We start from the raw sequence: 13,377 nt of genomic DNA on the forward strand, positions 1-13,377 counted from the left end.
TCAGGATTTTATTGGCATTGAATATTTGTCAGCATTGTTCCTGGACCAGAATATCCCTGCAATGCCCAATAAAATAAGAATAGTAGATATCATCTCGGCCTGAGTAAAAGCAAGACCAAAAGCATGGTATTGAGAATTTACACGGATACTTTCAATCAGAAAACGCTCCAAACCGTTAAATATCAAGTATAAAGACCACATAATACCCGGTGTTTTAATTTTGTGCCTGAATCCCCATAAAAGTGCAAATATGAACAGACCCATAACTACCTCGTAAAAAGGTGTAGGGAAGACCGGTAAAGGTAGTTCATTACAAAAGGGGCCGGTACAGCCGGGTATCGGTACACCGCTGTTCACCACATTGTGCGGATATTTAAAAGCCCAGACCCAATCAGGTGCCCAGCTTAACCATGATGGCTTTGGAGCAATATTTTCTATCCCCCAGTCGCCGTCTCCCGACAATTGACAACCTATCCTGCCAACAGCATAAGCTAACATCATTCCCGGGCCGGCAATGTCAAGCATGTGAATCCATTTGATACCATATTTATTGGCATGATAAATCACCGCAGCCCCGCCCATAATCAAACCACCATAAAAGGTTAAACCACTGAAGGATAATAGCCCTCCAATCGGATCCTGAACAAAATCATCCCAATACTCCAGGTTATGAAATATTTTGGCTCCCAGAAAACCCCAAATAGCAGCCCACATTAATAGTGTGCCCATGATCTGGTAAGGGTGAACCAGTTCCTTTACAATTTTTGGCTGACTTAGCTGCTCTTTCTTCTTTTCAGAATAAGCCCAATAAATAAATAGTGCTCCTAACAATAAACCTCCAAGAAAGCTTCCCTTTGCAGATAAAATGAAACTCTGAGGGTTGGCCACAAAGGCAGAATAATTTAATAATCCATCCAGTAGTTTATAGCCCACTAAAAATCCAAATATTCCATTAAATACCAGTTCCTGAGTACTTGCAGGCTCTCCTACCTTTACCTCACGAGTAAAAGGCAGTACAAGTCCCAGTTTTTCCTTTCTTTTAAACTCCTGAGAAAGCGCCCAGTAACCAGCTGCAAAAGCTATAGCAACGAAAAATCCGAAAGTTTGAATTGGTAGCGGTATGTTAATACCTGTTAAATATTCAATGAGGTGGGTTATGGTAGGAAACATAGGCTAAATATACAATCTTGTTATAATTTACAATGTTAATAAAAAGCAAATGAATTAAATCAGAAATAAGAATCTCGTTGAGTAAGGTTGAGTGCTCAATGAACAAAGGTTTCTGCCAATTCTGTAATTTCCATATCACCATCGGAGGCAATACTCTCTAATCTTACCTGTCGCATCTCATTGATCATCAAAGGATCATACGGAGCTTTAACCTTAACGTAATTTCGACTAAATCCATGCATGAAACCATTTTTATGATCAGCCTCAAAAAGCACCTCTGCCATTTTTCCTAACTGGCTTTCATAGAATGCCCGGCGTTTTTTCTCAGAAAGAATATGCAGCATTTTACTCCTGTCGGCCCTTTGTGATCCGGGAACAGAACCTTTCATCTCAGCTGCATCCGTATTTTCACGTTCTGAATATGTAAATACGTGCAAATAGGAAACATCCAGTTCATTCAGAAAATTATAGGTTTCCAGAAAGTCTTCGCGGCTTTCGCCCGGGAATCCAACAATGAGATCAACCCCGATACAGCAATCGGGCATTAGCCTTTTTATTTCCTTAATCCGGTCGGCATACAATTCGCGTTTATATCTCCGACGCATTAAACCCAAAATTTTATTGCTGCCTGATTGAAGAGGAATATGAAAGTGGGGGACAAATTTACTTGATGAGGAAACAAATTCGATGATATCATTACTCAGCAGATTGGGTTCAATCGAAGATATCCGTATTCTATCAATTCCCTCAACCTGATCAAGCGCTTTGACCAGATCAAAAAACTTATCCTCTCTTTGACCGTTTCGGATCCCAAAATCACCAAGATTTACACCGGTGAGTACAATTTCCTTCACACCTGAACGAGCGATTTCATTTGCCTGCTCAATAACATTTTCAATTGTTTCACTTCTACTCGATCCACGGGCAAGAGGAATGGTACAGAATGAACAGGTATAATCGCAGCCATCCTGAACCTTTAAAAAGGTGCGGGTTCTGTCTCCAATTGAATAAGAAGGAATAAAATCCCTGGTTTCGCTAATATCCTGATTGTAAACCTGCGTTTTCTCCAGCTTGGTTAAATCGCTGATATATTCTATAATTCTGAATTTCTCTGCAGCACCCAGCACAATATCAACACCCTGGATTTCTGAAATTTCCTGAGGTTTTAGCTGAGCATAGCAACCAACAATAGCGATATAAGCATTTGGCGAATGTTTTAAAGCCTCTTTAACAACTTTGCGGCATTTTTTATCAGCATGGTCTGTCACAGAACAGGTATTGATCAGGTATACATCTGCTTTGTCTGTAAAGGATACCGTATCAAAACCGGCATCATTAAACTGACGTCCGATTGCCGAGCTTTCTGAAAAATTCAGCTTACAGCCTAATGTATAAAATGCAACCTTTTTATTCATATTGAGGTGCAAAGATAAGGAATGTGGCCGAAACAGACAATTGTAAGCGGTCTATCATCAATTTTCAGTTTGGTTTTGACCCCACTGATAAGATTCATGATCAAAACCCACTAAATCTATAACCCTGTTTATAACAGTCCCGGCTACCTCTTCAATAGTTTTGGGAAGACTGTAAAAGGATGGAGTTGCCGGACAAATTATCCCCCCGGCTTCAGTGACAGTTTTCATATTATTGATATGAATCAGACTATATGGGGTTTCCCTTACCAGCAGGATCAATTTGCGTCTTTCTTTAAGAATAACATCCGCAGAACGTGTAATCAGATCATCAGATACACCGCTCGCCACACGACCCAATGTCCCCATAGAGCATGGACAGACAATCATCGTATCAAATCCGGCTGATCCTGAAGCAAATGGAGCCATAAAATCACGTTTGTCATAAAACCTGAAATTATAGGATGAATAGTCCTTATTACCGAGTTCATGTAACCAGACATCTTTGGCATTATCAGACATGATGATACCAATTTCGGAAATCTGATCCTGCAGATTTTTTAATTTATCAAATAGAACTTTTGCATAAATTGAACCACTCGCTCCTGTTACTGCAACGACAATCTTCTTCTTACTCATTGGAATTTTTATGATAAATCGCACCAATACAGGTGTATGATTAATTTGTACTTATCCTGAGAAAATATCTCTTTTCTCAAAGTATCAAATTTCAGGACAAATATCAATCAATTTAGCCGTAAAATACTATTGGACACAAGATTCCATGCCCTAATTCTGCCATAAGGAGGTAAAAAACAATCGATTTTCAATTGTCTCTTCTAAGCTGCCTTATAGATGTCGTTAGACTATCTCGTTCCAGCATTTTCTCATTTACCAGTGCATAATTGAGAGCTTTGTCCAGAGAACGTCTTACCCTCTCCTTCTCAATCTGGATTCTTTTATTTTTAACCTCTTCCTGATAAATCAATTCCTGCCTGGAATTAAAGAATTTAATCATTTGATCCTTCGGGCTCATCATATTGCTTTCAACCACCCAGGTTCCTTTTGATTTGTCGTTTTTGATTTCCTGTGCAAAACCAATCTGAATTGAACAAAATAGAAATGCAGTTGTGAATAAATTTTTCGTTTTCATAATTTTAAATTTTATCCAAAATTGTATTCTGAGTGATCTCAAAAAAAAAATACAGATACAGACATCATGAGTCCTCTTAAACAGCCAGATATCATGGTTAAAGGACGTTTATCATCAAAAAAGATTCAAATAGCGCTGTCATAGGTCGTTTATCGACAGAATTGAGCTTTACATCGATAATCATCAGATCAGATTCAGTAAAATTTTATAAAAAAGTATTTTTGGGTATGAATTTTTACCATAGACTTATGCTGAGGCCAAAACTCAAACGGCTCGTTGAGCATGTAATATTCTGGATCATTGCACTGGTCTTGCTTACCTTCTATTTTGGTGCAGATAAACCCAATTATCTGATTCCTTTAAGAAATAACCTCTTTTACCTGCCTGTACATATTGGCTATTTCTATTTTCTTGCCTATTATTTAATTCCTAAATATTTATTCACCCGTGAATATCTCCGGTTTTTCGTATCACTCATCGGTCTTATTCTGGTCACCGGATTTTTTACGCGTCTGATTGATATTTTCTTTGTGGATCCATACCTGTTTGAAATCCAAAAAGAAATAGGAATAAAATTCACCTGGGATAAAATGGAGGGCAATTTTTTTGATAAGCTTCAAAAACCCTATTACTATGTCAATGCAATCAAGGGCTCAAACCTGATTGTTTGGATTGCATTAAGTATCAAGTTTTTCAAGATGTGGTATGAACGCCGGCAAGCTGCAATGGAAGCCGAGCTAAACTTCCTTAAAGGACAGATTCATCCGCATTTCCTGTTCAACACGCTCAATAACCTGTATTCGCTAACGATACAGATGTCTCCAAAATCTCCATTTATTGTAATGGGATTATCTGATATTTTAAGGTACATGCTTTATGAATGTAATACAGATTCAATTGCTTTAAAACGCGAAATAGAACTAATTGAAAGTTATATCGCGCTGGAAAAGATCAGGTATGATAACCGGCTGGAATTAAACTTAAGCATAAGCGGCAATGTTGAAAATATCGAAATAGCCCCACTAATGATGCTTCCGCTAGTAGAAAATGCTTTTAAACACGGTGTCGGTGAAAAGGTAGGTGATGCCTGGATTAATATTGATCTGACTGTAAAAAGTAACATTTTGAAACTTAAAATATCCAATAGTAAACCGGAAACTTTTTCTGAAAACAGTGAAAAGAATAAAGGTAATATCGGTCTTGCCAATCTAAAGAAGAGACTTGAGATTTTATACCCCAAAGCGTATGATCTAAAGCTATTTGACGAACAGGATATGTTTCTTGCAGTTTTAGAGATCCAGATGGATAAGCATGTTGTTTTGTTACCATGAAAATAAGAACAGTGATCGTTGATGATGAACCTCTTGCAATAGAGGTCATTGAAACCTATCTTAAGAATTTCAGTGATATAGAGATCATTGCGAAATGTGGGGATGGCATACAGGCATTTAATATTCTGCAGCAAAAAAAAGCCGATCTCATGTTTCTAGATGTTAAAATGCCCGGACTTAATGGGACAGAACTTTTAAAGAGTCTAAAAAACCCTCCAAAAGTAATTTTTACAACCGCTTACCATGATTATGCTGTTGAAGGGTTCGAACTGAATGCCCTGGATTATTTGCTTAAACCTGTATCCTTTGACCGTTTCCTGAAAGCTATGGAGAAAGTTTATGAGCATTTCGGATTTACTGCCAGGCAGAATATTCAAACCGGGATCATACCTGCAAGAAACCAGGATATCTTTCTGTATCTCAAGGTGGATAGAAGAATGGTCAAAGTAGATGTGAAGGATATTTTATGGATCGAGAGCCAGAAAGATTACATCAAAGTAGTGCTCAGCGACAAGGAATTGATCTCCAAACAAAAGATCAGCATATTAGAAGAATTACTGCCTGAGGAGGAGTTTCTGAGAATACACCGGTCTTTTATTATTGCAGTGAATAAGATTGAAAGTTTTAACTCCAGTAAAATCGAGATTGGTGCTAAGGAGCTGCCAATTGGAAGGAATTATAAAAACGATTGCCAAAGACGTTTGAATCAGTATGGATAAAATTCTGCTTTCAGCTTCATGCTTTAAGCTTCCTTATCTCTTTCCTCCCATAGCATACCGAATCCCTTCCAATATATGCTTCAGAAACAAAGGGTCTGTATATTTTTCATCTGCATGACCAAGCGCTGTATAAAACGACCTTCCCCCTTCAAATTCGCGGTACCATGCCATGGGATGAAAAGAACCGTTGGTTCCTCCTTTATAGGTACTCTCATCAACAGTAATCAATACTTTAATATCATTGCTGATATTCTTAAAATTATAAAGTTCCTCCTTGATATGCCAGCTTTCGGGAAGGTGCCTGGTGGCTCTATTTTTTCTGTCAATTACATTAAAAGTGGCAAACTGCTGCACAGGATGACCATTAAATATTGCTCCAACCAGTTTACCGTACCAGGACCAGTTATATCCCCCGGCCGAAGCACCATGAATACCCATATAGCCTCCGCCTTTACGGATATAATTTTCAAATGATCTTTGCTGCAAACTATCCAGCATATCCCCGGAAGTGCTTAAAAACACTACAGCATCATAGTTTTTAAGATTCTCTAATGTGAATAAGCTTGAATCAGAGCTGGTATCGGTCTGAAATTTGAACTCCCTTCCGAGTTTGGTGATAGCAGCAATCCCTGCCGGAATGGAAGCATGTTTGTAAGCTGCTGTCTTGTAAAATAACAGAATCTTTTTGGGATGTTTCTGTGCTTTGAGGTCAGAAGCAAATATCCATGAGAATGCCAGTAAAAACGTCAATAGAATTTTATTCATAAAATTGATTTTAGAATCGCAGATTAGAGGTGACTATCTGTTCTTAAATTTCATTTTTGCCTTTTCCCTTGAACTGTAATTATAATCTTTAGCATTACTTTCCTTTTTGGGATGAAAAGCTGCTCCGCTCAGTGTTTCAGTTTCCCGACTAAGTTTGGTGGTTTTGATAGCCTTTTTGGGTTTATCCTTCTCAATAACAAGATCTTCGGGCAGCTCTGTTATTGGAAAGATCTTACCGATAGCCAGCTCAATTTTCTTAATCAAAGCAAGCTCAATATCCGTTGAAAAGCTGATTGCCATTTGTTCGTTTGCAGCATTTGACTTACTCTTCACTATCCTGCCGACAAAAGTCTCGACATCAGCAGGAATTTCAAGATGAAAAATAAAAGGAATTCCATCGAGCTGAATTGATTCTTTCAAATCATCTGCGATAAGCAATATTCTGGCATCATCAGTTTGCTTAAAATCGTCGATCAGATCAAAGCCGGGATGATCGAAGAATAAAGGTTTATAGATCACAATATCTTTGTCGAGGTATTTAAAAAGGCTTTTGAATACCTTTTCTGCCGTGAGCCTTGTATTTACGAAAACAACAGCTTTACTAAATACATCCTTATCGCGTAGGAGAAGATTAAGCAAATTTACTTTTGTTTTAAAATCAGGAACTTTATAAAGCAACTGATCAATAGTTTCCAATTTGGGTTCACCCAGATCATTCACTTCAATCAAAGCCGGCTGATTCATAAACTGATCGATCAAAAGATGCAGTTTATCATGCAGAACCTCGGTAAATACCAGATGCTGGCATTTAACAATACTTCTGGCTAGTTCTGCTACTGGCAATTGCATCCCACGTTTAACGATCTCTGCGGCATCATCCACAATGAACATAATAATCTTATTCAGATTCAACCCGAGCTTGAGATAGATCGCTCTTGCCCTGTCGGGAGTGGCAACCACAATATCAGCACCATCGGCAAGTGCATCCATCTGAGACTCCATCCCTCCTTCGGAATATAATCCCACGATCCGTATGGTCTGATTCCTATTCAATAATTCAAATCGCTCAATGACTGCTAATACATGATCCTTATCCGGAACCAGAACCAAAGCCCTTGGAGCTTCTTCAAGTCCGTATTTTAAACGCATCAACGAACCCAGAACATAGGTTGTTGTCTTCCCCGAACCTTCAGGTGCTACTGAAATCACATCCTGACCACCCAGAATACGGGACATCGTTTTAAGCTGAATTTCTTTGGGACCTAAATAACCCGCATCAGTCATCGCTCTGACTAAGGGCTTACTCAGCTTTAATTTCTCTAACAACACCATTTAACCAGATTTTTATTTTTGAAACGCAAAGGTAGCAGATAGTATTGAGTAATGAGTATTGAGTATTGAGATATCAACTTTCAAAAAATTCCTATTCAAGCAACAAAGGATCATCATCCTCACCCGTTAAACTAAGCGAAATCGTGTCCGCACCGGCAATGCCTTCAATAGAACCCTTAATACTTGAGGCATTCAACAAGACCTTATCCAATTGCTTTTCGCGCATTTTCCACATTTTCTCCATCGCATCCCGCTCTCTGTGAATGGATAAACGCATACTCATATAACCTTCACGAATGGCTTTCCATTGTTCTGAAAACTCAGTCCCTGTCAGATAATCATAGAGCATATGCATTTTATCACCCCTGTTCTCCTGGGATTTGGAAGAATTATAAAGTCTCAGAATACCATCCCGTAAAACATAGGCCACAGCCTTTACTTCCTCAAAAGAGCAGATCCATACACCATCCCGCTCTCCAAAACAGTTCATCCCTTTAGGGTAAGTTTGGGTTACGATTACTGCTATATCCACCCCCTCCTTACGCATGTCTTTTTTAAGTTTATCTATCCAGTCGTTGGCAAAATCCTTGGTGCGTTTACTTTCATAAATAATCTTACCACAATCCTGGCCAAATTTATTCCTGACCACCTGAATACAATCTGCTCCACGAACTCCCTTACCTACTTCACCTATCTGGTCGAATGGGAATGTAACCCTCAACACTTCCTCCAGAATCAATTCCTGAACCTCTCCCTGCAGCTGCATAGAGCCCTGTTCGGCCTTACGGCGCATTTCATCTACCAGCTTCTTCTGATCTTCCAATTGCTTCTCAAATTCCTTTATCCGCAATTGATGTTCGGTTTCCTTCAACTGGTTTTTTTCAAGCTCCTGCTTCTTGATCTGTTCAACGATTTGATTCCGCTCTGTCTGCATCTTCCGCTGAATCTCGATCTCCATTTCTTCAGCCCTCGTCTTAAGTTCCTGTTCCTTCTTTAAAAACTCCAGCTCCTTCTGCCCTGCCAGCTTTAATTTTTCCTGGTTCTCTTTATTGGCATTCTCTAAAAAGTTCAGTTTATTCTCAAAATCTACAGCAATACTTTTACGAACCACTTCCTCAAGATTGATCTTTTCCTGTGCCAGTTGTTGTTCATATTTAAGCGAAAGCGCTTTTTGCTGAACCTTAAAATCCTCTTCCTTTTTTTGAAATTCCTCATCCTTCTTCTTCTGCCAGGCAATCATCTTATCCCGCAATTCCTGCTCGTATTCCTTACCAATGGCTTCCTCAAGTGGAAACGAGTGACCGCAGGATGGGCATTTTACTTCTGTTGACATATATTTAGATTAAATATTCAATTTATGATTTTTATCCTCTGGAAATTTATTAAGCAATTTACTAATTATATTAGTATTTCAAATGGATTGATGAGCTAAACAATTAACAGAAACATAATCTTATGAAAATTCAATAAAATTTAATTTAGAACAATTCATAAGGAGTATTTTTATCCAATATTAGAAAAAATTGACGAGGTCAGGATTAAGAATCAATTTTATAGGTTTGATTCTGTGACAAAATGCAAATGGATATCTACGGACAGGCATTATTGGATCAATATCGGGGTAAACTAAAAAGTAAACTCCGGCTGTACAACAGCTACGGACACCCGGAAGATATGCCTGTTGATATTTTCTTCAGACCCGAAGCAGATATGCCCGAAATGGAGATCATCGCAATGGATCTATGTAGGGGAAAAACCCTTGATATTGGTGCAGGTGTTGGTAGTCATGCCCTGATTCTTCAGTCTAAGGGAATTGACGTGACTGCCCTTGAGGTCTCTGCAAAAGCCTGTGAAATAATGAAACACAGGGGTGTTAAAAAGGTTATTAATACAGATATACTGCAATACGATTCTGAAAAATATGATACCATAGTATTGCTTATGAATGGTATCGGACTCTGCGAAGATATCCCTGGTCTGCGCCATTTTCTGGATTATATAAAAGATTTATTAATGCCCGCAGGACAGCTTATTTTCGATTCATCTGATATTGCATACCTCTATAAACCTGATGAATTTATATCCAGTAATTATTATGGTGAGATATCTTATCAATATGAATATCAGAAGATTAAAGGAAATTGGTTTAAGTGGTTATATGTAGATTTCGACACCTTAAAAGTTATAGCAGAAAAAGGCGGATGGGAGTGTGAAATGATCTATGAAGATGATATGGATCAGTATCTTGTCCGTTTGGTTCTGCTTAACCATATCAATAAAATATAGTCCGGGATTTTTGTACTAAAACTTAAGATTATCTTCATACTGCTTTAATCTCAAACTGGATTAAATGGCTTAGTTTTATATTTTAAAGCCCAAACTAAATTTTATGATTTTAAAATCTCTAACAAACTGTTTTAAGATAAATTTGAAAGCATATTTTACGTTGATAGTTCTGGTACTATTATCAGCAACACTTTTCGCCCAGCTCCCCAATTACGTAATCTCTGCCCCTGCCGGGGAAGAATATGTGACTATCAAAAGAGATGGCAAGACTGTTATTCCTAATGGTCGGTATATAAGTCCGCTGGGAAAAACCCATATGGTTGCTCCTCACCCCTACGGACTTGCGATAAGCAGTGATGGAAACATTGCAATAACAGCAAATTCAGGAACCAGCCCCATCTCTATTAATATTCTTAAAAATATTCTTTCAGAGAACCCGCAAATCACCCAGGTACCAGAAAATCCAAAGGGCGATACCGGAATTCTTGAATCTGCATTTATGGGTCTTGTAATCTCGCCGGATAATAAAACAGTCTATGTAGCCGGCGGACAAAGCAATAAAGTTTACAAGTTTGATATTGCAAGCGGAAAACCTCTGGGTGCAATCAATTGTAGTTTTAAAAACAGCCAATTTGATTATTCCCATGGATATATCGGTGATATGGTCAGTTCCAGGGATGGGCGATATCTTTATGCAGTAGATCAGATTGGTTTCAGAATGATTACGATCGACCTGCTGCAGGAAAAATTGATTTCTTCAACCCCTGTCGGACGTTATCCATTTGGAATAAGCCTTTCAAAAGATGAAAAAGCGGTCTATGTGGCGAATGTAGGCATGTTTGAATACAGTTATATCAAGAAGAAAGTAAATGGTACCTGGAAAAGGGGTTCAATAGACGCTCCCGGTTTTGCCTATGATACTCCGGAAGCTGAAAAAGGAATTGAGACTGATTCTGTTCAAATACCAGGGCTTGGTCCTGTGCAGTCGGAAAAAGCATTTTCAGTATGGGCTTTGCAGGTCAAAGATCCGCTTAAACCTGTTGTAATTGCGAAGATCAAGACGGGGAACATGGTAGGACAAAAGGTTGACGGAATTCCTGCAGTTGGCGGTTCAAGTCCTAACTCGATAGTTGCTGCCGGAAATTATGTATTCATCAGCAACGGAAACAATGATAATATTACGGTACTCGACAGCCGTAAACAAAGGATTGTATCCCATATAAAACTTGCCCCTGAAGAACGTTTAAGCAAATTGAGAGGGATTATTCCTTTCGGACTCGCAGTTTCACCGGATGAAAAACGGGTTTATGTTGCTGAATCCGGCATTAATGCAGTAGCTGTTATTGATGTCCAAACATTAAAAGTGATCGGACACATTCCAACTGGATGGTTCCCTGCAAAATTAAAAGTATCACCTGACAATAAAAAACTAATCATTTCTAATGCTAAAGGATTCGGAAGTGGTCCAAATGGAGGAGAATCTTTTAAAAGTGGTCCCGCAGGTTCATATATCGGGAGTCTGATGTTTGGTTCAGTACAGGTTTGCGACATTCCCGATGATAAGGATTTGGGAGATTTAACCAGGAGAGTCATTGAAAATAATTTCATGTTCAGAAAGGCATCCGATTCATCCTTTTACTGGAGAAGTAATAATCCTGTTCCTCTTTTCCCCGGACAAAAAGAATCACCCATTAAACATATTGTGTTCATTTCTAAGGAGAACCGAACTTATGATGAAGTTTTTGGTCAACTAAAAAATGGAAATGGCGATCCTTCTATTGCAAGATATGGAGAGGGCGTATCGTTCAGTAACAGTAAAAAAACCACTACTATTGAATCAGCATCAGTAATGCCAAATCATCTGCAACTCGCCAGAACCTTTTCGTTCAGTGATAACTTCTATGTAGATGCTGATGTATCTGCAGACGGACATCGCTGGCTAGTGAACACCTATCCCAATCAGTGGGTTGAAGCAACAACTGCTGCAGGATATGGCTCAAACCGAACTTACCGCGCTGAGTCGAATGCTCCCGGAAATCTTGGAATTAATGGTTCCGCGGGTGCAATTTATCCGGAAGATTATAACGAGGCAGGTTCAATGTGGGAGCATATGGCCAGAAATAAGATTAGCTATTTCAATTTCGGGTTTGGGGTGATGTTTGAACCCGGCGATTATAAGGATCATTATAAATACGGAGGACTAAAACACCTTGCCAATTATCCGATGCCCAAACCTTTATACTCCCGTACATCATATACCTACCCAACCTATAACATGGCCATTCCTGATCAATTCAGGGTAAGTGTTTTTGAAAAAGAATTTAATGAAAAATGGGGAATTGGTAAGGAAATAATGCCCTCGGTTTTGACTGTTATACTTCCTAATGACCATGGTGCTGACGAACGTCCGGAAGCCGGTTATCCTTTCAGGGAGAGTTATATGGCCGATAATGATCTTGCTGTAGGCCGGATTGTTGAGTTTTTATCCAATACCCCTTATTGGAAAAACATGCTGATCATCATTACAGAAGATGATGCACAAAATGGTGTTGATCATATTGATGCGCACAGGAGTATTCTGATGGCTATCTCGCCATATACCAGAAAAAATTACTCAAGTCATACCCATACCAGTTTTGGAAGCATATTTAAAACCTTCTGGAATATTCTAGGCATTCCATACCTCAACCAATATGATGCCGGGGCCAGCGACCTTGCAGATATGTTTACTGAGGTTCCTGATTTTACACCATACAAGGCTATACCTGCCGATAGCCGATTTTTTGACCCTCAGAAAGCCCTGGATCCCTTTGATGAGAAATTTGACTGGAAAGCCCTTAAAGAGGGCCCGGAGATGGATGATATGAAGGATATGATCCGTGAAAGCAGAAAGCAAGACAGGCAAAGGTTATCGAAAAAGGAATAGGGTTATCTGATTAGAAATAGATTAATTTGAAAATTAGTGGAAAGCCTTCATGTGATTTAGGCATTAGGGATCCATAAATAGGATTAGATAAATTAAATGACTTCTAAATATGGAAGTTAAAATTTTAGGGTAATAATTATTTAGATAATACAATAACCACAATTCGTTGATTTTGAAAAGCAATAGCTGTGTTTTATAGGTTAGTACAGCCCTTTCCTCCGGGGTAGTTCCGGCAAGAAATCGCGTTGTATTTAAAAATTATGAAATGCCGGAAGCTACCTCC

11 protein-coding genes are annotated in these 13,377 nt (G+C 38.8%); 4 read left to right on the top strand and 7 right to left on the bottom strand.

The window, feature by feature from the left end:
- The 4 genes from Q8M41_RS15175 to Q8M41_RS15190 form a co-directional block, all read right to left on the bottom strand.
- On the bottom strand, positions 1-1,170 hold the full coding sequence (locus Q8M41_RS15175) for a prolipoprotein diacylglyceryl transferase (RefSeq protein ID WP_305366135.1): 1,170 nt from the start codon (positions 1,168-1,170) through the stop codon (positions 1-3).
- Between the two features lie 95 nt (positions 1,171-1,265).
- The gene (gene mtaB, locus Q8M41_RS15180; RefSeq protein WP_305366136.1) at positions 1,266-2,585 is read right to left on the bottom strand and encodes a tRNA (N(6)-L-threonylcarbamoyladenosine(37)-C(2))-methylthiotransferase MtaB; all 1,320 of its coding nucleotides are present in this window, start codon (positions 2,583-2,585) and stop codon (positions 1,266-1,268) included.
- Positions 2,586-2,642: 57 nt separating this feature from the next.
- A complete protein-coding gene (locus Q8M41_RS15185; protein ID WP_305366137.1) occupies positions 2,643-3,221 on the bottom strand; it encodes a UbiX family flavin prenyltransferase in 579 nt (192 codons plus the stop codon).
- A 187-nt stretch (positions 3,222-3,408) separates the two neighbouring features.
- Positions 3,409-3,735 carry a hypothetical protein gene (locus Q8M41_RS15190; protein WP_305366138.1) on the bottom strand — a complete coding sequence of 109 codons (327 nt, stop codon included), beginning with the start codon at positions 3,733-3,735 and terminating at the stop codon, positions 3,409-3,411.
- Positions 3,736-3,962: 227 nt separating this feature from the next.
- Between Q8M41_RS15190 and Q8M41_RS15195 the strand changes: the two genes are divergently transcribed.
- Together Q8M41_RS15195 and Q8M41_RS15200 are read left to right on the top strand one after the other, a co-directional pair.
- Positions 3,963-5,066 carry a sensor histidine kinase gene (locus tag Q8M41_RS15195; protein WP_305366139.1) on the top strand — a complete coding sequence of 368 codons (1,104 nt, stop codon included), beginning with the start codon at positions 3,963-3,965 and terminating at the stop codon, positions 5,064-5,066.
- The gene (locus Q8M41_RS15200; protein WP_305366140.1) at positions 5,063-5,785 is read left to right on the top strand and encodes a LytTR family DNA-binding domain-containing protein; all 723 of its coding nucleotides are present in this window, start codon (positions 5,063-5,065) and stop codon (positions 5,783-5,785) included. The genes Q8M41_RS15195 and Q8M41_RS15200 overlap by 4 nt, the downstream gene beginning before the upstream one ends.
- 33 nt (positions 5,786-5,818) lie before the next feature.
- On the opposite strand, the gene Q8M41_RS15205 is transcribed toward Q8M41_RS15200, so the two are convergent.
- The 3 genes from Q8M41_RS15205 to Q8M41_RS15215 all read right to left on the bottom strand — a co-directional run bounded on the left by Q8M41_RS15205 (position 5,819) and on the right by Q8M41_RS15215 (position 9,215).
- On the bottom strand, positions 5,819-6,550 hold the full coding sequence (locus Q8M41_RS15205; protein ID WP_305366141.1) for a ThuA domain-containing protein: 732 nt from the start codon (positions 6,548-6,550) through the stop codon (positions 5,819-5,821).
- Positions 6,551-6,583: 33 nt separating this feature from the next.
- A complete protein-coding gene (locus Q8M41_RS15210) occupies positions 6,584-7,882 on the bottom strand; it encodes a DEAD/DEAH box helicase (RefSeq protein ID WP_370870521.1) in 1,299 nt (432 codons plus the stop codon).
- A 91-nt stretch (positions 7,883-7,973) separates the two neighbouring features.
- Entirely contained in the window at positions 7,974-9,215 is a 1,242-nt protein-coding gene (locus tag Q8M41_RS15215; RefSeq protein WP_305366142.1) for a DUF2130 domain-containing protein, read from the bottom strand.
- 248 nt (positions 9,216-9,463) lie between these two features.
- Between Q8M41_RS15215 and Q8M41_RS15220 the strand changes: the two genes are divergently transcribed.
- Entirely contained in the window at positions 9,464-10,168 is a 705-nt protein-coding gene (locus Q8M41_RS15220) for a bifunctional 2-polyprenyl-6-hydroxyphenol methylase/3-demethylubiquinol 3-O-methyltransferase UbiG (RefSeq protein ID WP_305366143.1), read from the top strand.
- 142 nt (positions 10,169-10,310) lie between these two features.
- Positions 10,311-13,094, top strand: coding sequence for an alkaline phosphatase family protein (locus Q8M41_RS15225; protein WP_305366144.1), 2,784 nt, complete (start codon positions 10,311-10,313; stop codon positions 13,092-13,094).
- Positions 13,095-13,377: the final 283 nt, after the last annotated feature.

The sequence above is a fragment of the Daejeonella sp. genome, assembly GCF_030684675.1.
Lineage (GTDB): Bacteria > Bacteroidota > Bacteroidia > Sphingobacteriales > Sphingobacteriaceae > Daejeonella.

What these genes read in the sequence shown, in the direction of transcription:
- Q8M41_RS15175 (WP_305366135.1), bottom strand. Translation starts at nt 1,170, where the DNA reads ATGTTTCCTACCATAACCCACCTCATTGAATATTTAACAGGTATTAAC.
- mtaB (WP_305366136.1), bottom strand. Translation starts at nt 2,585, where the DNA reads ATGAATAAAAAGGTTGCATTTTATACATTAGGCTGTAAGCTGAATTTT.
- Q8M41_RS15215 (WP_305366142.1), bottom strand. Translation starts at nt 9,215, where the DNA reads ATGTCAACAGAAGTAAAATGCCCATCCTGCGGTCACTCGTTTCCACTT.
- Q8M41_RS15195 (WP_305366139.1), top strand. Translation starts at nt 3,963, where the DNA reads ATGAATTTTTACCATAGACTTATGCTGAGGCCAAAACTCAAACGGCTC.
- Q8M41_RS15210 (WP_370870521.1), bottom strand. Translation starts at nt 7,882, where the DNA reads ATGGTGTTGTTAGAGAAATTAAAGCTGAGTAAGCCCTTAGTCAGAGCG.
- Q8M41_RS15205 (WP_305366141.1), bottom strand. Translation starts at nt 6,550, where the DNA reads ATGAATAAAATTCTATTGACGTTTTTACTGGCATTCTCATGGATATTT.
- Q8M41_RS15200 (WP_305366140.1), top strand. Translation starts at nt 5,063, where the DNA reads ATGAAAATAAGAACAGTGATCGTTGATGATGAACCTCTTGCAATAGAG.
- Q8M41_RS15220 (WP_305366143.1), top strand. Translation starts at nt 9,464, where the DNA reads ATGGATATCTACGGACAGGCATTATTGGATCAATATCGGGGTAAACTA.
- Q8M41_RS15185 (WP_305366137.1), bottom strand. Translation starts at nt 3,221, where the DNA reads ATGAGTAAGAAGAAGATTGTCGTTGCAGTAACAGGAGCGAGTGGTTCA.
- Q8M41_RS15190 (WP_305366138.1), bottom strand. Translation starts at nt 3,735, where the DNA reads ATGAAAACGAAAAATTTATTCACAACTGCATTTCTATTTTGTTCAATT.